This window comes from Rhodoferax sp. P1_F3 (genome assembly GCF_056405715.1).
The window spans coordinates 1-18,004 of record NZ_JBFUBO010000016.1 but is presented as its reverse complement, the minus strand read 5'-3'; the positions used below and the strand labels follow the sequence as shown (position 1 = coordinate 18,004).

21 protein-coding genes are annotated in these 18,004 nt (G+C 61.4%); 11 read left to right on the top strand and 10 right to left on the bottom strand.

Features of this window, described 5'->3' with window-relative positions:
• The 3 genes from AC1DZ5_RS19910 to hutC (AC1DZ5_RS19900) form a co-directional block, all read right to left on the bottom strand.
• On the bottom strand, positions 1-852 hold the full coding sequence (locus AC1DZ5_RS19910; protein WP_477892272.1) for a transporter substrate-binding domain-containing protein: 852 nt from the start codon (positions 850-852) through the stop codon (positions 1-3).
• A gap of 104 nt (positions 853-956) precedes the next feature.
• The gene (hutU, locus tag AC1DZ5_RS19905) at positions 957-2,651 is read right to left on the bottom strand and encodes a urocanate hydratase (RefSeq protein ID WP_477892270.1); all 1,695 of its coding nucleotides are present in this window, start codon (positions 2,649-2,651) and stop codon (positions 957-959) included.
• Positions 2,652-2,759: 108 nt separating this feature from the next.
• Positions 2,760-3,527 carry a histidine utilization repressor gene (hutC, locus tag AC1DZ5_RS19900; protein ID WP_477892268.1) on the bottom strand — a complete coding sequence of 256 codons (768 nt, stop codon included), beginning with the start codon at positions 3,525-3,527 and terminating at the stop codon, positions 2,760-2,762.
• 218 nt (positions 3,528-3,745) lie between these two features.
• On the opposite strand from hutC (AC1DZ5_RS19900), the gene hutC (AC1DZ5_RS19895) reads away from it, so the two are divergent.
• From hutC (AC1DZ5_RS19895) to AC1DZ5_RS19875, 5 genes are read left to right on the top strand one after another with little or no spacing between them, the layout of a single operon-like run.
• Positions 3,746-4,480, top strand: coding sequence for a histidine utilization repressor (gene hutC / locus AC1DZ5_RS19895; protein ID WP_477892266.1), 735 nt, complete (start codon positions 3,746-3,748; stop codon positions 4,478-4,480).
• Positions 4,477-5,067, top strand: a complete 591-nt coding sequence (locus tag AC1DZ5_RS19890) for a HutD/Ves family protein (RefSeq protein ID WP_477892264.1) — start codon at positions 4,477-4,479, stop codon at positions 5,065-5,067. The genes hutC (AC1DZ5_RS19895) and AC1DZ5_RS19890 overlap by 4 nt, the downstream gene beginning before the upstream one ends.
• Entirely contained in the window at positions 5,064-6,281 is a 1,218-nt protein-coding gene (hutI, locus tag AC1DZ5_RS19885; protein ID WP_477892262.1) for an imidazolonepropionase, read from the top strand. Before AC1DZ5_RS19890 ends, hutI begins: the two co-directional genes overlap by 4 nt.
• On the top strand, positions 6,278-7,075 hold the full coding sequence (gene hutG / locus AC1DZ5_RS19880) for an N-formylglutamate deformylase (protein ID WP_477892260.1): 798 nt from the start codon (positions 6,278-6,280) through the stop codon (positions 7,073-7,075). Before hutI ends, hutG begins: the two co-directional genes overlap by 4 nt.
• The gene (locus tag AC1DZ5_RS19875) at positions 7,072-8,451 is read left to right on the top strand and encodes a formimidoylglutamate deiminase (RefSeq protein WP_477892258.1); all 1,380 of its coding nucleotides are present in this window, start codon (positions 7,072-7,074) and stop codon (positions 8,449-8,451) included. The genes hutG and AC1DZ5_RS19875 overlap by 4 nt, the downstream gene beginning before the upstream one ends.
• 212 nt (positions 8,452-8,663) lie before the next feature.
• Here the strand turns inward: AC1DZ5_RS19875 and AC1DZ5_RS19870 are convergent, their stop codons facing one another.
• Positions 8,664-9,527: a hypothetical protein gene (locus AC1DZ5_RS19870; protein ID WP_477892256.1), complete on the bottom strand. Its 864-nt coding sequence runs from the start codon at positions 9,525-9,527 to the stop codon at positions 8,664-8,666.
• Between the two features lie 165 nt (positions 9,528-9,692).
• A complete protein-coding gene (locus tag AC1DZ5_RS19865; protein WP_477892254.1) occupies positions 9,693-9,980 on the bottom strand; it encodes a hypothetical protein in 288 nt (95 codons plus the stop codon).
• 102 nt (positions 9,981-10,082) lie between these two features.
• On the opposite strand from AC1DZ5_RS19865, the gene AC1DZ5_RS19860 reads away from it, so the two are divergent.
• Positions 10,083-10,727 (top strand): hypothetical protein, encoded by a 645-nt coding sequence (locus AC1DZ5_RS19860; protein ID WP_477892252.1) that lies wholly within the window; start codon positions 10,083-10,085, stop codon positions 10,725-10,727.
• A gap of 41 nt (positions 10,728-10,768) precedes the next feature.
• Here the strand turns inward: AC1DZ5_RS19860 and AC1DZ5_RS19855 are convergent, their stop codons facing one another.
• Positions 10,769-11,713 (bottom strand): LysR family transcriptional regulator, encoded by a 945-nt coding sequence (locus AC1DZ5_RS19855; RefSeq protein WP_477892250.1) that lies wholly within the window; start codon positions 11,711-11,713, stop codon positions 10,769-10,771.
• Positions 11,714-11,831: 118 nt separating this feature from the next.
• On the opposite strand from AC1DZ5_RS19855, the gene AC1DZ5_RS19850 reads away from it, so the two are divergent.
• From AC1DZ5_RS19850 to AC1DZ5_RS19840, 3 genes are all read left to right on the top strand, one after another.
• Positions 11,832-12,506 (top strand): glutathione S-transferase family protein, encoded by a 675-nt coding sequence (locus AC1DZ5_RS19850; RefSeq protein ID WP_477892248.1) that lies wholly within the window; start codon positions 11,832-11,834, stop codon positions 12,504-12,506.
• A 55-nt stretch (positions 12,507-12,561) separates the two neighbouring features.
• Complete coding sequence (locus AC1DZ5_RS19845) at positions 12,562-13,515, top strand: hypothetical protein (protein ID WP_477892246.1); 954 nt, start codon at positions 12,562-12,564, stop codon at positions 13,513-13,515.
• A gap of 191 nt (positions 13,516-13,706) precedes the next feature.
• A complete protein-coding gene (locus tag AC1DZ5_RS19840) occupies positions 13,707-13,928 on the top strand; it encodes a hypothetical protein (protein ID WP_477892244.1) in 222 nt (73 codons plus the stop codon).
• A gap of 63 nt (positions 13,929-13,991) precedes the next feature.
• On the opposite strand, the gene AC1DZ5_RS19835 is transcribed toward AC1DZ5_RS19840, so the two are convergent.
• The 4 genes from AC1DZ5_RS19835 to AC1DZ5_RS19820 are packed head-to-tail and all read right to left on the bottom strand — an operon-like array spanning position 13,992 to position 16,266.
• Complete coding sequence (locus tag AC1DZ5_RS19835; protein ID WP_477892243.1) at positions 13,992-14,228, bottom strand: hypothetical protein; 237 nt, start codon at positions 14,226-14,228, stop codon at positions 13,992-13,994.
• A gap of 34 nt (positions 14,229-14,262) precedes the next feature.
• Positions 14,263-14,898, bottom strand: a complete 636-nt coding sequence (locus AC1DZ5_RS19830; RefSeq protein WP_477892241.1) for a DsbA family protein — start codon at positions 14,896-14,898, stop codon at positions 14,263-14,265.
• Positions 14,899-14,922: 24 nt separating this feature from the next.
• Entirely contained in the window at positions 14,923-15,363 is a 441-nt protein-coding gene (locus AC1DZ5_RS19825) for a nuclear transport factor 2 family protein (protein ID WP_477892239.1), read from the bottom strand.
• Between the two features lie 36 nt (positions 15,364-15,399).
• On the bottom strand, positions 15,400-16,266 hold the full coding sequence (locus AC1DZ5_RS19820) for an MBL fold metallo-hydrolase (RefSeq protein ID WP_477892237.1): 867 nt from the start codon (positions 16,264-16,266) through the stop codon (positions 15,400-15,402).
• Positions 16,267-16,394: 128 nt separating this feature from the next.
• On the opposite strand from AC1DZ5_RS19820, the gene AC1DZ5_RS19815 reads away from it, so the two are divergent.
• Entirely contained in the window at positions 16,395-17,285 is an 891-nt protein-coding gene (locus AC1DZ5_RS19815; protein WP_477892235.1) for a LysR family transcriptional regulator, read from the top strand.
• A gap of 221 nt (positions 17,286-17,506) precedes the next feature.
• On the top strand, positions 17,507-17,758 hold the full coding sequence (locus tag AC1DZ5_RS19810) for a histone protein (protein ID WP_477892233.1): 252 nt from the start codon (positions 17,507-17,509) through the stop codon (positions 17,756-17,758).
• The last annotated feature ends 246 nt before the right edge of the window (positions 17,759-18,004 follow it).

Sequence of the window (18,004 nt, the reverse complement as noted above, 5' to 3'; positions counted from 1 at the left end):
TTAGGGTGTGGCGGGAGTCAGGTCGGTCTTGAACCACTTCAGCGACAGCTTCTTCATCGTGCCGTCAGCGAGGGCGGCCTTGATGGCCACATCGAACATGGCTTTCAGGTCTGCATCGGCTTTGCGAAAGCCCAAAGCTTCACCTTCACCAAACACGGGACCGCCGATCTTCGGGCCACTGAAGGCCAGGCCCTTGTTCTCGGGATTGGCGAGGATGGAGTTGATCAGGGTCACGTCGTCGAAAGCGGCGTCAATGCGGCCGGCCTTCAGGTCGAGCATGGTGTCGGCGGAGGCGCTGTATTCGCGCACGGTGGCGATGTCCTTGAAGTGCTCATCGATGAACTTGGTGTACACCGTGCCGGAAGCGATACCAATGGTCTTGCCCTTGAGTGCAGTGCGCAGAGGCTCGATGGCGGCACGTACGGTCTTGGCCTCGTTGGCCAGCTTCAGGGTGTCGCCCTTGCCTTCGGGCAGCAGCTTGCCACTGGCCGCAACGAAACTTGCAGAGGTGGACGCATAGGGAGCGGAGAAGGCGACTTCCTTCTTGCGCTCGTCGGTGATGACGATGGAGTCCATCATCACATCGTACTTGCCGGCCTTCAGGCCGGCGATCATGCCGTCCCAGTTCTGCACCACCAGCTTGCAGGTGATCTTCATGCGCGGGCACAGGTTTTCGATCATGTCGATCTCGAAACCGCCGAGCTTGCCACCTGGCAAGGTCATGTTCCAGGGTTCATAGGCACCTTCGGTGGCAATGGTGACGGTCTTCCAGTCTTTGGCCTGGACGGGGGCAGCGCTGGTCAGAAAGCCCAGGGCGAGCAGACTGGCGGAGAGGAGATGCGAGGTCTTCATGGTTTCACTTTCAGAGGGTTGAGGGACAGGCGAGAATTTGGATAAAAACTGCCGCTGGCGCAACATCTATCAGCGCCAGCAGCTATGAATACAGTAGCAATGCCTTACTTGACCATCGGTAGGTTCAGGCCCTGCTTCTTGGCGGTGGCGATGGCGATCTCGTAGCCGGCATCGGCGTGGCGCATCACGCCCGAGCCGCTGTCGTTGACCAGCACGCGGGCCAGGCGCTCGGCCGCGGCATCGGTGCCGTCGGCCACGATCACCATGCCCGAGTGCTGCGAATAGCCCATGCCCACGCCGCCGCCGTGGTGCAGGCTGACCCAGGTGGCGCCGCCGGCAGTGTTCAGCAGTGCGTTCAGCAGCGGCCAGTCGGACACCGCATCGGTGCCGTCCATCATGGATTCGGTTTCACGGTTCGGGCTGGCCACCGAGCCGGTGTCCAGGTGGTCGCGGCCGATGACGATGGGGGCCTTGAGTTCGCCGTTCTTCACCATCTCGTTGAAGGCCAGGCCGGCGATATGCCGCTCACCCAGGCCCAGCCAGCAGATGCGCGCCGGCAGGCCCTGGAAGCTGATGCGTTCGCGCGCCATGTCCAACCAGCGGTGGGTGTGGTGGTTGTTGGGGAACAGCTCCTTGATCTTGGCATCGGTCTTGTAGATGTCTTCCGGGTCGCCCGACAAGGCCACCCAGCGGAACGGGCCCTTGCCTTCGCAGAACAGCGGCCGGATGTAGGCGGGCACAAAGCCGGGGAAGTCGAAGGCGTTCTTCACGCCCACGTCGAAAGCCACCTGGCGGATGTTGTTGCCGTAGTCCACTGTTGGGATGCCCATGGCCTGGAAGTCCAGCATGGCTTGCACATGGACGGCGCAGCTCTGGGCCGCGGCCGCTGTCAGCGCGGCGTGCTGGGCTGGGTTCTTTTGCGCGGCCTTCCAGTCGGCCACGCTCCAGCCGGTGGGCAGGTAGCCGTTGACCAGGTCGTGGGCGGAGGTCTGGTCGGTCACCAGATCTGGTTTGATGGCACCGGCCTTGGCGCGGCGCACCAGCTCGGGCAGGATGTCGGCGGCGTTGCCCAGCAGGGCGATGGACACGGCTTCCTTGGCGTCGCAGTGCTGCTGTATCAGTTCCAGCGCATGGTCGATGTCGCGGGCTTGCTTGTCTACGTAGCGGGTGCGCAGGCGGAAGTCGATGCTGCTCTGCTGGCATTCGATGTTCAGCGACACGGCGCCGGCCAGAGTTGCGGCCAGTGGCTGGGCACCGCCCATGCCGCCCAGGCCGGCGGTCAAGATCCACTTGCCGGCCAGGTCGTTGTTGTAGTGCTGGCGGCCGGCCTCGACGAAGGTCTCGAACGTGCCTTGCACGATGCCCTGGCTCCCGATGTAGATCCAGCTGCCGGCGGTCATCTGGCCGTACATGAACAAGCCCTTGCGGTCGAGTTCGTGGAAGTGCTCCCAGTTGGCCCACTTGGGCACCAGGTTGGAATTGGCGATCAGCACCCGCGGCGCGTTGGCGTGGGTCTTGAATACGCCGACCGGCTTGCCGGATTGCACCAGCAGGGTTTCGTCGTCGTTCAGTTCACGCAGGCTGGCCAGGATCTGGTCGAAGCAGGCCCAGTTGCGCGCGGCCCGGCCGATGCCACCGTAGACCACCAGGTTCTTCGGGTCTTCGGCGACCTCGGGGTCGAGGTTGTTTTGCAGCATGCGGTAGGCGGCTTCGGTGAGCCAGCTCTTGCAGCTGAGTGTGCTGCCCCGAGGGGAACGTATCACACGCGAAGAATCGAAACGGGGGTCGGTTGTGTTCATGATGGCTTCCTTTGGAGTCATGGTTCTCTCATCTAAATGTGGCAGATTGCCTGGTCCTGTATAGACAGGCTAATATCAAAAAACATTCTTTCAGGGCAAATGGCTTGGTCAGCTGGTCAACGCGTTGCCGTCAGTGCGCATACGGCTGCCTAGCCGATAACGCGCACCGGGGTGCAGACAACGCACCAACGTAATCGGAACATCACGCATCCATGTGCGCCGTGTCAGAAGCAGACAGGGAAGGCCAGCCTCCATTTGCAACAGTTCGGCCTGCTCGCGGGTGGGCAATACAGCGTCCACCACGTGCTCCATCTGATCAAACAGAACCGTGCGCACCAGAAAATCGGAAGGCTGCTCTTTGGAGAAGTCTTGCTGCCCGAAATCCGGGGCCATGCGGGGATTCACAAAGCGGTCCTCGAGTTGGATTGGCACACCGTCTTCCATATGCACACAAATGGTGTGGAACACCGATTCCCCGGTGTGCAAACCAAGGGCTGCGGCCACTTCCAAGGTAGCCGAAACGCGTTCCACCAACACAACCTGACACTGGTAGTCGTGTCCGCGACGACGGATGTCATCCGACAGGCGGGCAATCTGCAGCAAGTTCCCCTGCGGCTTCTCATCCGCCACAAAACTGCCAACTCCCGGCGTGCGTGTAATGCGCCCCTGTTCAACCAACTCGCGGAGCGCGCGGTTTACGGTCATACGGGCAATGCCGAATCGCCCCACCAGTTCACTCTCGGACGGCAAACGATCACCCGCGCGCCATGTACCGTTCTGGATATTGCCCGCAATGAAATCCTTGACTTGCTGATAACGTGCCACGCCGGATTCGGCTGGCGATGATCGGCGCACATTGGACGATTGAGTATGCATAGTTCACTATTTTGGGAGGCACGCACCAACATGTCTATACAGGTTATCCCTAGCAATCCCTGAATGCCCGATATTGAACAGAAAACTGCCGGATTCTCTCTTTTGGTGCACAACATTCTTTACTTGTCTATACATCCACAGCCAATGCATGAACTGTGCCAAAAACTCAACAACGCCTGAAGTTGACTAGACATGGCTAGTTAACCTAACATCCGCAGATGATCCAACCGATGCGGACCAACCGCGAATCTGCCAACAAAGCCCCCTACGCCAAGGTCAAGGACTATTTGATGGAGGGCCTCGCCCGAGGCCGCTGGACGCCCGGCACGCAAATGCCCTCCGAATCCGAACTGGTCAGCCGGTTCCAGGTCAGCCGCATGACGGTGGGCCGTGCCATCCGCGAACTGCAGGCCGAGGGTCTGGTGACCCGGGTGCAGGGCGTGGGCACGTTTGCCGCGCATCTGGCGCGCGTGTCGTCCACGCTCACCATCACCGATTTGCACGAAGACATAGTGGCGCGCGGTCACCAGCACCATGCACGGGTGGTACTGTCGCGCGAGGAGGCCACAACCGATGGCCTGGCCCAGCAGTTGGGCCTGCCGTTGGGAGCACCGGTGTTCCATACCCTCATCGTGCATTACGAGAACGGCGTGCCCCTGCAGTGCGAAGACCGCTATGTGAACCCGGCCTGCGCACCCGACTATTTGCAAACCGACTTCACCCAGACCACACCCACGCATTACCTGCTGGAAGTAGCGCCGCTGTGGGAGGCGCAATACTCCATCGAAGCCGGCCCACCCAGCGCGCGCGAGGCCGAGCTGCTGGGCATCACGCCGGCAGACCCTTGCCTCATCGTCGTGCGCCGCACCATGAACCGCGATGTGCCCATCACGCTGGCGCGTCTGGTGCACCCCGGCACGCGCTACCAGATCCACGGACAGTTCAAACCATGACGCCGCAGCTCATCCATGCGCAAGATTGCCCGCCCCAGCCCTGGCGCAACGGCGGCGGGCAGACGCGCGAACTGCTGGCCTGGCCACCCGTGGGCGAATGGCAGCTGCGCATCAGCCGTGCAGACATTGACGCCGACGGCCCCTTCTCGGCCTTCCCCGACGTGCAGCGCTGGTTTGCCGTACTGCAGGGCGCTGGCGTGGCACTGCAGCTGGGCAGCGAACGCCGGCTGCATGTTGGCGATGCCCCCCTGTGCTTTGACGGAGCCGCAGCGCCCGACTGCCGCCTGCTGGACGGCCCCACACAGGACCTGAACCTCATGGTGCGCAAGGGCAAGGGCCTGATGCAGGCCGTGCGGTCGGGCCAGGCCTGGTCTGCCACATTGGGCGCCTGCGGCCTCTACACCTGTCAGGCCGGGCAATGGAGTGATGGCACGCAGACCGTACACCTGGCTGCCCACACACTGCTGTGGCACAGCACGCCGCGCAGCGCCACCTGGCAGTTTGTGGCCGATGACAACGCCCCAGCCCTGTGCGCCTACTGGCTGGGCTTTTCACCATCCAGCGCCACGATTGGAGGCTATCCATGACCGCCCTCACCCTCTGGCGCAACGCCAAACTTGCCACCCTGCACGGCAACACCCCTTGGGGGTGGATAGAAGACGGCGCGCTGCTCACGCAGGGCGACCGCATCGTGTGGGCCGGTGCGGCATCGACCCTGCCCACCGCCCAAGCCAAGCAGGTAGAAGACGAATACGACCTGGGTGGCGCGCTGCTCACGCCCGGCTTGGTGGACTGCCACACGCACCTGGTCTATGGCGGGCAACGTGCCGCCGAGTTTGAACTGCGGCTGCAGGGCGCCAGCTACGAAGAGATAGCCCGCGCGGGTGGTGGCATACGCTCCACCGTGGCGGCCACCCGCGCCGCCAGCGACGAAGAGCTGCTGGCCAGCGCCATGCGCCGCGCGCAAAGCCTGATGGCCGAGGGCGTGACCACGGTGGAAATCAAATCGGGCTATGGCCTGAGCGAGTGGGACGAGGCGCGCTGCTTGCGCGTGGCCCGTACGCTAGGCCAAACCTTGCCGCTGAGCGTGCGCACCACCTACCTGGGTGCGCACGCCCTGCCCCCCGAATTTGCGGGCCGCACCGATGACTATGTAGATGCCGTCTGCGCCTGGATGCCTGCGCTGCACGCGCAAGGACTGGTGGACGCGGTGGATGCGTTTTGCGAAAACATTGGCTTCGCGCCCGCACAAACACGGCGCGTTTTTGAAGCCGCACGCGCGCTGGGCCTACCAGTCAAGCTGCATGCCGAACAGCTGAGCGACCAAGGTGGAGCCGCGCTAGCGGCTGAGTTTGGTGCGCTGTCGTGTGACCACCTGGAGCACCTGAGCGAGTCCGGCATCCGCGCCATGCAAGCGGCCAGCACCGTGGCCGTGCTACTGCCCGGCGCTTACTACTTTTTGCGCGACACCAAACTCCCCCCCATTGATGCCCTGCGCACCCACGGCGTGCCCATGGCCATTGCCACCGACCACAACCCCGGCACATCGCCCGGCCTCTCCTTGCTGCTCATGCTCAACATGGCCTGCACCCTCTTCCGCCTGACGCCCGAAGAAGCACTGCGCGGTGCGACCGTGCACGGCGCGCGCGCGCTGGGCCTGCACGACCGCGGAACGCTGGCGGCTGGCCAACGCGCGGACTTTTGTGTGTGGGACCTGGAACACCCCAACGAACTGGCCTACTGGTTTGGCCACAACCCTTGCCGCCGCACCGTGGTGGGCGGACTGGAGCGCACGTTATGACGGATGCTGTATTCACCTTGACGCCCGGCAGCACGCCGCTGCTGGTGAGTTTTCCCCACGTGGGCACGGCGATACCACCGGACCTGCAGACCCGGATGGCACCGCGTGCGCTGGCCACGGAGGACACCGACTGGCACCTGGAGCCGCTGTACAGCTTTGTGCACGCCATGGGCGCGGGCACTATCGTCCCGCGCTACGCACGTTATGTGGTGGACCTGAACCGCCCGCCTGAGAACGCGCCCATGTACCCCGGCGTCAACAACACCGAGCTGTGCCCCACCCGCTTTTTCAGTGGCGAGCCGCTGTACCGCGATGGCATGGCACCTAGCGAAACCGAAATTTCCGCCCGGGTTGAAACCTACTGGCGCCCCTACCACGACGCATTGCAAGCCGAGCTGCAGCGCCTGCGCAGCCAGCATGGCCACGCCGTGCTGTTTGACGCGCACAGCATCCGCTCGGTGCTGCCCTGGTTGTTTGAAGGCCAGCTTCCCGACCTGAACCTTGGCACGGTAAATGGCAGCAGCGCCGCACCCGCATTGCGCGAGGCGCTATCGAAAGTATTGCAAAGCCAAAGCCACTTCACGCAGGTGGTGGACGGCCGCTTCAAGGGTGGCTACATCACGCGCCACTACGGCCGACCATCCGACAACGTGCACGCCATCCAGTTGGAGATGTGCTGGCGCTGCTACATGGCCGAGGAGCCACCCTACGCCATTGACCCGGCACGCGCCGCCGCCGTGCTGCCCGTGCTGCGGGCGTTGGTGCAGACTCTGGTGAACTGGAGGCCCGCATGAGCGAACAACTCTTGTGGGCACCCCAGGCTTGGGTGAATGGCCGCTGGGAACAGAACGTGTGCCTGGCGGCGGACGCGCAAGGCCACTGGGCCGACATCACGCCCAACATCCCTGCCCCACCTGCGCACGCCACCGTGCTGCCCGGCCCGGTCCTACCAGGCCTGGTCAATGCACACAGCCATGCTTTTCAGCGCGCGTTTGCCGGTCTGGCCGAGCGGCGCGAATCGGCGGCAGATGATTTCTGGTCCTGGCGCGACCGCATGTATGGCGTGGCGCTGCGCATCACGCCGGCGCAGCTGCGCGCTGTGGCGGCGCAGCTGTATGTGGAGCTGCTACTGGGCGGCTACACGCAAGTGTGCGAGTTCCACTACCTGCACCACCAACCCGACGGCCAGCCCTATGCGGACGAAGCCACCATGGCCTGGGCCGTGGCCGACGCGGCCGCCGACGCGGGCCTGGGCCTGACCGTACTGCCTGTGCTGTACGAGCGCGCGGGCTTTGCCCAGCCAGCGCTGCGGCCGGACCAGCGCCGCTTTGCGGGCACACCAGATTTCATCGCGCGGCTGCAGGCCGCAGTGCAAACCAGTGGCCGCCCGCTGGTGAATGCAGGCGTGGCCATTCATTCGTTGCGTGCAGCATCGGCTGAATCCATAGATGCGCTGCTGGCCCAGGTGGGCGATGCGGATATGCCCATCCACATCCACGTGGCCGAGCAGATGCAGGAGGTGCGTGACTGTCTGGCCGGCACCGGCCAGCGCCCTATCGCTTGGCTGGGCCAGCGCTGGCCCATGGACGCACGCTGGCAGCTGGTGCACGCCACGCACACCGAACAAGCCGAGATTGACGCCGTGGCGCGCAGCGGCGCCGGCATCGTCATCTGCCCCAGCACCGAGGGCAACCTGGGTGACGGTTTTGCCGACTTGCCTGCCTGGCTGGCCGCGGGTGTGCCCATGGCGCTGGGGTCAGACAGCCATGTGAGTCGCCAGTGGGCGGAAGAACTGCGCTGGCTGGAATACGGCCAGCGCCTGCGCCTGCAGCAGCGCAATGTGGCAGCCGCACCCACGCAGCAGCCCGCCACGGCGGCACGCCTGTTCGACGCCGCGCTGCAGGCCGGTGGCCCGGCCGCTGGCCAGGCGCTGTGGGGCCTAAAACGGGGCGCGCGTGCGGACGCGCTGGTGCTGAATGTGCAAACGCCGGGCCTGCTGGGCGTGCCCGCCAGCCATCAGCTGGACGCGCTGGTGTTTGCCACCAACACTTCCGCGCTCAGCGAGGTCTACGTGGCGGGCCGCAAAGTGGTGCATGGCGGTCACCATGTGGATCAGGAACGCATTGCGCGGGATTTTGAGGCCACCATGCAGGCGCTCTGGAATATTTAAGCCAAATAGGCCTCTAGCCCCCGTATCTATTGCGTGAGCAGCTTCTTTTTTTATAGCACACCTCGGAAACAGAAGGATTGGATGCGCCTTGCGATGCCACGAACAAATAGGTCCATGCGCCACATCCAACTGATGAACACTAATGTGTGACCGCGTGCATTCGACCCAAAGCGGAGTTCGGTGCTCGAGACTGACTGTCAGATAGCAGACCTTCAGAATTGAACCGTCTTTGGCAGCGTCCCCGCAATTGAGCGCGCAACCGTTTCCATTTCGTCATAAGGCACCTTCAACTGCCCGTGCAAAAAATCATTCCCAAGCCTCTCGTAGGAATCGATTGGCCTCCGGTTGTTCTCTCGGAGAGCCTTGCGCACCACAGGTAAATGCCTTTTCTCGTGTGCAAACTCCTTCACAGCACGCGAAACAAGCTTTTCAACGTGCTCCTCTGCTCTCCTACCTATGCTTTGGGCATGGTAAACACGAATGAAGGTGCGCAAAAAATGGATCTCGGCCTGGAACGAAATGAACTGTTCGCCCAGCACCTCAATCGCAGGTGACAGCGCATGTTTATTCATGAGTTCACGATAGAACGGCAAGAAACTCTCTTGAACCGAGCCTGCAGAAACTTCATCTGGTTCACCGATGAGTATCCGATACGGACACGGTTTCGTTATGTCAACACCGGCAACAGCATGCGCTCCATAGCATGCAGCTAAGACGACACACAGTTGGTTTCCTATGCTCCAATTGATATTGAGCATGGCTTGCGCGAACTCGGGCCAACTGACAAACGACTTGTCTGCCATACATAGACCATGATCAGCGTCGCCGTGCGCTTCGATATGAATGATAGGCCTGTACCCATCGAAGGCTTTTGCGTGGATCGCATGCAACGTGTCGAAGAACTGCTGTCGATCTCCGACCTTTAAATAGGTTGCGGTCATAGTTCCATTGAATGGCTCTTCTCCCCGCATTTCATCCCACAGTCTTGCTCCAGTCTGCAAATCACCTTCGCTGAGGCAGTCGAGTATCGCCACACCGTTGGTGAGTAGCTGGGACGGGAAGTTAACTGTAGACATGATCAGATGATATTTGGGCAATTGGGCGACCGATTGCTCCCGGCTAATCCGATGGGATCATCAGCGAATAAATTTGGAAAACGGTCAGCCCGTTAGCCGCCACTTGCGACTAACCGCAGCTGGCCCGTTGGGAACTCATCTTTCCTCACAAGCCACAGCACACCGCTACACCACCGTCTTGACAACCCAAGCCGCCACAAGAAACGCGCCCATCCCCAGCTGCACCCACCAGGCAGCCTTGCAGGCCTGTACAAAGCCTGAGACCAAACTGGCTTTGCTACGTGCAAATGCACCTATGCCCAGCACAAAAACAAACCCGATCACCCAGGCAAACCAGGCCACGCCAACGCCCATGCAGCCAAAACTCTCGCACTGCAGGCGCCAGATAGCCACGGCCGCGGCTAGCAGCGCGAGCACCGCGATCACATACACACTGACAAGTGCTTTGGCCATGCCAACAGCCTAACGCAAAAGTACGTAGGCACCCGCAAACTGCACCCCAAACACATGCCAGTTCAACCGCTAAGGCGTAGGAGCGTTTTCACATAATTCCTCATGATCTCGCCCACCCACGCATCCGCCATCTCTGCCACCAATCAGCACGCCTTTGCCGCGCCACCGGCAGAGAACGCGAGCAATGCCTCAGCCTTCCATGAAGACCTGCGACTCGCCACCGATGCGGCGAACCAGCCTGACGACACACGAGAGCGGTTCCGTATCACCGGCCCGGTCCATCAAGGCAAGCTGGTGGCGGAGTACCAGATGCCGGATGCGCTGGTCCAAGAAATGGCCACGCGAGAGCAGGAAGAAAAGCGGCGCGAAGACATCAATTTTCGCTACGCCTATGAGCACCAGTACAAGCCTGTAGGGCAGGTGCTGGTCAATGGGAAGTTGTTTGCCGAGGTGGACGAGAGCAGCGGCTATGGGCTTGCCCACAGCCTGCGGGGCCTGAACCCAAACGACCTGAGCCCCAAGGCACGTGTGGAAGAAATAGCGCGTGCACTGAAAGGTAAGGGCCAGGTGGAGATCAAATACGCCAACTTTGTGCCGGGCTTTGGCGGTTGGAGCGGCCCGTCCGCCCCTGAATCCGCGCTCCCGGCCTTCACGGCACGCAGCCGACAGGACATCATGCAAGAGGCCATGGGCACGATGGCACGCCTGAAGTCGGTAGCGGCAGCGCCGGTACCCCACACCGCCTAGCCTTGGGATTTTCAAGCTAGATAGGCCTCTAGCCCCCGTATCTATTGCGCGAGCAGCTTCTCTTTTGATAGCATTTCGCGGTCCCAATACGGGGGGCTGCCGATGGCGGATTTCAGGTGGTCGATGAACAGCTGCGCCTTGGCCGCATGCGACCGACCCTTGAGCCGCACGGCGTGAATAGCGCTCACGGCCTTGGCGCCGCTGGCATCGTCGGGCGGAAACAGCTGCACCAGTGCGCCGCTGGCCAGTTGGTCGTACACCAGCCAGCTGGCCAGGTGCACCACGCCCAGCCCTGCCACGCCGGCCTGCAACAGAGACGCCGTGTCATCCGACTTGAACCGCCCTTTCACCGCCAGCGCGTGGCCCTGGTTCACCCCGGCAAACGACCACCAGCCTGTGGGCACGCGGGCCGATGACACGGTGAGGCAGCTGTGCTGCAGCAGGTCTTCCGGCACCGCGGGGCGGCCGTGGCGGCGCAAGTAGTCCGGACTGGCGCAGGCCAGGCGGCGGATGGGTGCCAACCGCGTGGCCACCAAATCACTATCAGGCAGCGCGCCAATGCGGATGGCCACATCGGCCCGCTGGGTGCTCAGGTCTACCCACTGGTCGCTCAGGTGCAGATCCAGATCAATCGCGGGGTACTTGGCCAAAAAGCTGGTGATGACCGGCGTGACGTGCTGGCGCCCGAAGGCCGCGGGCACCGTCACCGTGAGCAGGCCCTTGGGCTCGGCTTGTGCGTCCAGCAGGGCGGCGCGTGCGTCCTCCAGCTCAGCCGCAATGTCGGTGGCGCGTGGCAAAAATAGCTCGCCCGCATCGGTCAGCAGCAGCCGGCGCGAACTGCGCTGGAACAGGCGCACGCCCAGCGATGCCTCCAGTGCGTCGATCTGCCGCGAGACGGACGACACCGCCACACCACGCGCCTTGGCGGTGGCGGAAAAGGTGCCGTGACGAGCGACGTCAATGAAGGCCTGCAGGTTCTCAATCATGGTGGGTTGAACGGTTATTTTGCGTTTTTCGCAATCTTAAATTGCACATCGCATGATTGTTGCGAATAAAGCGCAAAAGCACAATCGCTCTCGTCATCAACCCCAAGAGAGCAACACCATGTTCAAGTTCTACTACCACCCCTCCCCCAACCCGGCCAAGGTCGCCCTGCTGCTGGAAGAGCTGGGCCTGCCCTACGAGATGGTGCCCATCGACGTGCGCAAGGGCGAGCAGCACCTGCCCGCCTACCTGGCCATCAACCCCAATGGCAAGACGCCGGCCCTGGTCGATGGTGATGCGACCGTGTTCGACAGCAACGCCATCCTGTTGTACCTGGCGGTCAAGACCGGCAAGTTTTTGCCCGTGAACCAGCCCGCGGTGCGCGCACAGATGTATTCGTGGCTGATGTTCATTGCCACGGGTATTGGCCCCTTCTCGGGCCAGGCCGTGCACTTTGAACACTTTGCGCCCGAGCCCAAAGCCTACGCCCAGCAGCGCTACAACTTTGAAGCCTGGCGCCACTGGAAGCTCATCAACGCCCACCTGGCCGAGCGCACCACCATGGTGGGCGATGAATACACCATCGTCGACATGGCGCTGTGGGGTTGGGCGCGCGCCGTGCCCATGGTGCTGGGCGCCGATGCCTGGGAGCAACTGCCGAACGTGAAGCGTTTTCTGGACCACATCAGCCAACGTCCCGCCGCCCAGCACGCCGAAGCACTGGCCGAACGCCACGCCTTCAAGACGTCCATGGACCAAACGGCCATGGACGCCATGTACCCCCACACCCGGTGATGCGCAGCAGCACCGGTTCATTCATCCCACGTTGTCAACCTACTTTCTTACTCCCATGAAAACACCCCACATCCCCTCTTCCCTGCGCCGCCTTCTGCTGTCCACGCTGTTGGCCAGCACCACCGCCTTTGCCGGCGGCAACATCACCTTCAGTACCGAACAGGCCTACCCCGAGGGCGTGGCCTGGTCGGCCGCGCAAAAAGTGTTCTTTGTCAGCTCCGTGCACCAGGGCGTGGTGGGCAAGGTCACGCTCGATGGGCGCTACACGCCTTTCATCCGCGATGAGAAACTCATCTCCAGCGCCGGCCTGCACCTGGACACGGCGCGCAACCTGCTGTGGGTGGCCATTGGCGACCTGGGCGCCTCGGTGCGCAGCAAGCCCGAAAACCAGGGCAAGCTGGCCGCCATCGCCGCCTACGACGTAACCACGGGCGAACGCCGCGCGTACCACGACCTCGGGGCGCTCATTGAGGGCGGACACTTTGCCAACGACATCACCACCGACCAGCAAGGCAATGTGTATGTGACGGACAGCTTTGCGCCCGTGGTCTACCGCATCGACCCCAAGGGTACGGCCAGCGTGTTTGCCAAGAGTGACCTGTTCAAGGGTGAAGGCTTCAACCTCAACGGCCTGGTCTACCATCCCGATGGCTACCTGCTGGTGGGCAAGTACAACAGCGGCGAGCTGTTTCGCATCAGCACCAAGGATCCGTCCAACATCCACCGCGTGAAGCTCAACGACACGCTGGTGGGGGCCGACGGCCTGTTGCTGCGCGGGCGTGACCGCATCACCGTGGTGCAAAACGCGGGCAAGGACCGTGTGCTGGATGTGGTGTCACACGACGGCTGGGAGACCGCCACACTGCAACCGGCCCAGGCCACCGCGCAGTCCTTCCCCACCGCCGCGGCCGTGGTGGGCAAAGACCTGTATGTGCTGAACGCACGGCTGGACACGCTGTTCTCGGCCGATGCGCCCAAGGTGAGTGAGTTCGTGTTGCAGAAGTTCTGACGGAAGAAAGCGACCTGCATCGAGGTCGCAGCGCCAGCCCGGGCTCCATCCGGGCTGGCGCCGGTACTCGCTGGGAAAACAGCCAGCACTGGGTAAAACCTCACGATTGCTGCATCGCAACAAAACAAGTAGTCTGCCTCTGTGTCGTCAGGTCGTCACCATCTCTTTGCATGAACTTAGGAGTCCACACCATGGGTAAAAAGACGGAAAAGCTGCAGCGCGTAGTCAAAAAACTGGCCAACCGGTATGGCGCAAGTGACGAGGATGTTTTGCGCTTGGCATCCGAGTTGAAGGTACTGGAATCCCTGGAGTCACGCCGTCCCGAGCGGCGCTCCTACAAACCTTCGGACTTCAAATTCCAGACACCGGCCAAGCAGCTATTTTTTGGCTCCAACGAACCGTTAAACCACTAGACCACCGTATTCGCGAGCCTCATCAAAAAAAGTGGGGACACGCAGGTATCGGTTTTTTGCACTTTATTTCTGCAACTCTGCCTCAAAGCGCTCCAGCTCTTCGTCCAGCGTGCCACGGCTGCGGAAATGCCGGTTGGCCTTGCCATACCAGTACTCTGCGTCTTCCAGATCACCTTCTTGGATGTGCAAGATGCCATGCAACCAAGCGGCCGACTCCGAGCCGTCGTCTTGCACCAGGTTGTGTGCCTCGCGCCAGCGGCCTGCGTGCAGGTGCGTCAGAACTTCGTGAAGCAGAGGCATGGAGAACTCCTTAAGACGGTTGCAGTGGCTTTTTTCACACCGCCGCAATATGGCCAAGCAAACTGTCAAAGCTGCCGTACAGCGCGTCGCCGCGCAGCATCCGTGTGCCATTGTCATCCGTCACGATCAGCGCTGGCACACCCTGCGCGCCAAAGCGCTGCATCAGGCCCTGCGCCTTGTGGACGCGCGCCGCATTGGCGGTCAACAATTCTGCGTCGCCCGCCATCAGACGATCGGCGGCGGCACCCAGCCCCATGTCGCGCAACAGCTTTTCCACCGTGGGCACGGCGCAGGTGTCTAACCCCTGCACGTAGCGGGCTTCCTGCAAGACCTTCAAGGCTTCCAGTTCACGCGCAGGTTCCGTCAGCGCCACGGCGGTTAGCGCCAGCGTGGTGGTGGCTGAGTCAAAGCGGCTGCCTACCTTGCCCAGTACCTGCGCTCGGTAGTCCTCAGTGAATCGCTGACCGGTGAGCTTGGCAATGCGCACATCGTTGGACCATGCGTATTCTGCAAACGCCGCATCCATGGTGCGCCCACCGCCGGAAAACAGGCCCGTGGGGGCCAGTTCTAGTTGAATGGTGGCGTGCTGGCCCAGCTGCTGGATTGCGGGCGAAGCACCGTAACACCAGCCACACAGCGGGTCGAATAAATAGGTCACTGTCGTTGTCATGGTGCGCGGTCCTTTACTGTGCAATCACTTTTGCGGGTTGGTGAACATAGGGTTGCCGCTGGCAGTCTTGGTGACTTCCTCTTGCAAGATGTCCCAGTGCTCCACAATTTTGCCGTTGGCCAAGCGGAAGATATCCACGCCAATCATGGCTTTGGGGCCAATGCCGGAGTAGCGGCCATGCACCATGACCAAGTCGCCTTCCGCCACCACCATGCCGGGCTCGTACTTGAAGTCTGGCCCGAAATTGCTCACAAAACCCTTCAAAACAGCAGAGCCGTTCGGCACCATGGGGTTGTGTTGGATGTAGTCGGGTGACCAGTATTTGTCGAGGACCGACGCATCGCGCGAGATGAACAGTCCCTTCATGCCAGCCACGACGATCTCTTTGTTGGTTTGAGCAAGGGCGCTGGTGGAGAAGAGGGCCACCAGGGATGCGGCGACGAGAATTGTTTTAAAGGGTTTCATGGTTGACTCCAATGGGGGTTGCTGTTGATAGATCACTTACCACTTCATTTCGCCCGTGTTGACCTTGGCGCCAATGTCCAGCGACAAGGCGCCTTCGGTCAACGCAGGGTAGGCCTGCTTCATCGCCGGAATCAGCGCTGCGCTGGTCTTGTTGGCGGCCAGGTTCTTCTCAAAAGTCTGCAAGTAGTCCTTGGTGAACGTGATCGCGCTGGCGTCTACCTTGGTGCCGGCCTTCATGTGGCCAGGGACAACCAGCTCGGGGTTCAGGGCCATCATTTCATCCAGCTGCGCCACCCAGGCCGTGCGCTCGGCTGCGGTTTGGGTGTCGGCCGTCCAGACATGCATATTGCCGAACACACCGATGTTGCCAACGATGGCTTTGATGGATGGAATCCATGCGTAGGGGCGATGTGCCAGCACGCCCTGCGTGCCGCGAATCTCAATCGTCTGGCCTTCCAGCGTCAGCGTGTTGCCGTCCAGCGCACGGGGAACTGCGGGCTTGCGTGGTGCGTTGGCGCCCATCTTGGGACCCCAAAACGCCACCTTGCCTGCCAGCTTGGGCGACAGCTTCGCCAAGACAGCGGGGGTGGTCACCACGTCGGCATTCGGGAAAAACTCTTTCAATGCCTCCACACCAAAGTAGTAGTCCGGGTCGGCCTGGCTCACGTAAATGGTGGTGAGCTGCTTGCCGCTGTCCAGCACATTGGCCGCAATGCGCAGCGCGTCCGCACGGGTGAAACCAGCGTCAATCACCATGGCCTCCTTCTCGCCCACCAGCAAGGTGGAGTTGACATTGAAGCTGTTGCCGTCGGCGTTGTAGACCTTGACGGTCAGGGGCTGGGCAGCCTGGGCACCGGTGAACGCGATAGCGAGGGATGCGGCGAGTAGGGTCGTGCGGATCATGTTGAACTCCTGAAGGTTGAGGGACGCTTTGAGGAAGACTCTTCGGCGTTGGGATGAACTTTAGTTTCAATATCCGTGCAGATAAATCGGATAATTCGCCCATTACTGTTTCATAAATTGAGCAAATCATGGACCGATTGACCGCCATGCAAGTGTTTGTGGAAGTGGCCCACAGCGGCAGCTTCAGCGCCACGGCCGACAAACTGGACATGTCGCGCGCCATGGTGACGCGCTATGTGGGGGAGCTGGAGCAGTGGCTGGGCGCCCGCCTTTTGCAGCGCACCACACGCAGTGTCACGCTCACCGACGCGGGTGAAAACTGCCTGCGCCGCAGCCAGCAAATGCTGGCACTGATGGAAAATGTGGAAGAGGAAACCCATAGCCAAGACGGCGCATTGCGCGGCCAACTGCGCATCACTTGCAGCATGTCATTGGCCTACGCGCAGATCGCCGCGGCGGTCACAGACTTTTTGAAGCTGTACCCGCAACTCAAGGTCGACCTCAATGCCAGCGAGGGCGCGCTGAACCTGGTGGAGGCGCGCATTGACCTGGCCATCCGCATCAGTGCGGAGCCGGACCCCATGCTGATCGGTCGTGTGCTGGCGCCGTGCACATCGGTGCTGGTGGCATCACCCGACTACTTGCGCACGCAGGGCACACCCAAGCTACCCAGCGACCTGGCCGCACACCGCTGCCTGAGCTATGCCAACTTTGGCAAAAGCGTGTGGAAGCTGCAGCGTGGAGATGCGCACGCGGAAGTGCGCGTTGGCAGTCATTTCAGCGCCAATGAAGCAACCGCTTTACTGCGGGCCGCGTTGGCGGGTGGTGGTGTGGCCTTACAGCCCACGTACCTGGCCAACCCGCACCTGCGCGACGGCAGCTTGCAAGCGGTGTTGCCAGACTGGCAACTGCCCGACATGGCCATCTATGCGCTCTACCCATCGCGCAAGCATTTGTCACCCGCGGTGCGTGCGCTGCTGGATTTTTTGGTGGAGCGATTTGCCACGGTGCCTTGGTAGACGACCTCCTGAAAACCGCTATCGGCAGAACTACAAATTTGTTCTGTACCTGTGTTTTTTGAACCTGCGCAAATATTGAGGACAATAGAGGCCTGTTCAAGTTCTTGAACAGATAACAAAACAGGAAAAGAAATCAAATGGCAACTGCAAAAAAAGCGGCCCCTAAAGCTGCAGCGACAAAAAACAAAACTACAGCGCCTGCGCAAGCAAAGAAGACTGTGGTGAAGGCTCCCGCCAAGAAAGCCCCCGTCTCCAAAACTGCCAAGGCCATTGAAAAGCTGACCGCAAACATTGCCAAGCTGACTGAACGCAAGAACAAGCTGGGCGCTGAAATCAATGCCCTGCGTGACCAACGCGCTGCGTTGAAAGTGGCTCCAGTTGCAGCCGCTCCTGCTGCTCCCAAGGCAAAGGCCAAGCCTGCTGCCAAAGCCGCTGCACCTGCGAAAAAAGCAAAGCCTGCTGCGAAAAAGTAAGGTACTTCGGCGACCACGTCGCCAAGTAGAAAAGGCCCCGATTGGGCAATGCCAGTCAGTTAAGCCGTACGTGATCTGAAGGGCTGTAAAAAGGGAACGTGTTTCACGTTCCCTTTTTCTTTGATGAGCCTGCTGCAAAACACATTGGACGAAACTCTGGCGGCTTTGCCCGTCAGCGGGATGAGGGAGCTGGGATCGTTGATCGATCCGGCCTGGATCGAACAAGCGCTGAGCGCAACAGGCAAG

What these genes read in the sequence shown, in the direction of transcription:
- AC1DZ5_RS19910 (WP_477892272.1), bottom strand. Translation starts at nt 852, where the DNA reads ATGAAGACCTCGCATCTCCTCTCCGCCAGTCTGCTCGCCCTGGGCTTT.
- hutU (WP_477892270.1), bottom strand. Translation starts at nt 2,651, where the DNA reads ATGAACACAACCGACCCCCGTTTCGATTCTTCGCGTGTGATACGTTCC.
- hutC (WP_477892268.1), bottom strand. Translation starts at nt 3,527, where the DNA reads ATGCATACTCAATCGTCCAATGTGCGCCGATCATCGCCAGCCGAATCC.
- hutC (WP_477892266.1), top strand. Translation starts at nt 3,746, where the DNA reads ATGATCCAACCGATGCGGACCAACCGCGAATCTGCCAACAAAGCCCCC.
- AC1DZ5_RS19890 (WP_477892264.1), top strand. Translation starts at nt 4,477, where the DNA reads ATGACGCCGCAGCTCATCCATGCGCAAGATTGCCCGCCCCAGCCCTGG.
- hutI (WP_477892262.1), top strand. Translation starts at nt 5,064, where the DNA reads ATGACCGCCCTCACCCTCTGGCGCAACGCCAAACTTGCCACCCTGCAC.
- hutG (WP_477892260.1), top strand. Translation starts at nt 6,278, where the DNA reads ATGACGGATGCTGTATTCACCTTGACGCCCGGCAGCACGCCGCTGCTG.
- AC1DZ5_RS19875 (WP_477892258.1), top strand. Translation starts at nt 7,072, where the DNA reads ATGAGCGAACAACTCTTGTGGGCACCCCAGGCTTGGGTGAATGGCCGC.
- AC1DZ5_RS19870 (WP_477892256.1), bottom strand. Translation starts at nt 9,527, where the DNA reads ATGTCTACAGTTAACTTCCCGTCCCAGCTACTCACCAACGGTGTGGCG.
- AC1DZ5_RS19865 (WP_477892254.1), bottom strand. Translation starts at nt 9,980, where the DNA reads ATGGCCAAAGCACTTGTCAGTGTGTATGTGATCGCGGTGCTCGCGCTG.
- AC1DZ5_RS19860 (WP_477892252.1), top strand. Translation starts at nt 10,083, where the DNA reads ATGATCTCGCCCACCCACGCATCCGCCATCTCTGCCACCAATCAGCAC.
- AC1DZ5_RS19855 (WP_477892250.1), bottom strand. Translation starts at nt 11,713, where the DNA reads ATGATTGAGAACCTGCAGGCCTTCATTGACGTCGCTCGTCACGGCACC.
- AC1DZ5_RS19850 (WP_477892248.1), top strand. Translation starts at nt 11,832, where the DNA reads ATGTTCAAGTTCTACTACCACCCCTCCCCCAACCCGGCCAAGGTCGCC.
- AC1DZ5_RS19845 (WP_477892246.1), top strand. Translation starts at nt 12,562, where the DNA reads ATGAAAACACCCCACATCCCCTCTTCCCTGCGCCGCCTTCTGCTGTCC.
- AC1DZ5_RS19840 (WP_477892244.1), top strand. Translation starts at nt 13,707, where the DNA reads ATGGGTAAAAAGACGGAAAAGCTGCAGCGCGTAGTCAAAAAACTGGCC.
- AC1DZ5_RS19835 (WP_477892243.1), bottom strand. Translation starts at nt 14,228, where the DNA reads ATGCCTCTGCTTCACGAAGTTCTGACGCACCTGCACGCAGGCCGCTGG.
- AC1DZ5_RS19830 (WP_477892241.1), bottom strand. Translation starts at nt 14,898, where the DNA reads ATGACAACGACAGTGACCTATTTATTCGACCCGCTGTGTGGCTGGTGT.
- AC1DZ5_RS19825 (WP_477892239.1), bottom strand. Translation starts at nt 15,363, where the DNA reads ATGAAACCCTTTAAAACAATTCTCGTCGCCGCATCCCTGGTGGCCCTC.
- AC1DZ5_RS19820 (WP_477892237.1), bottom strand. Translation starts at nt 16,266, where the DNA reads ATGATCCGCACGACCCTACTCGCCGCATCCCTCGCTATCGCGTTCACC.
- AC1DZ5_RS19815 (WP_477892235.1), top strand. Translation starts at nt 16,395, where the DNA reads ATGGACCGATTGACCGCCATGCAAGTGTTTGTGGAAGTGGCCCACAGC.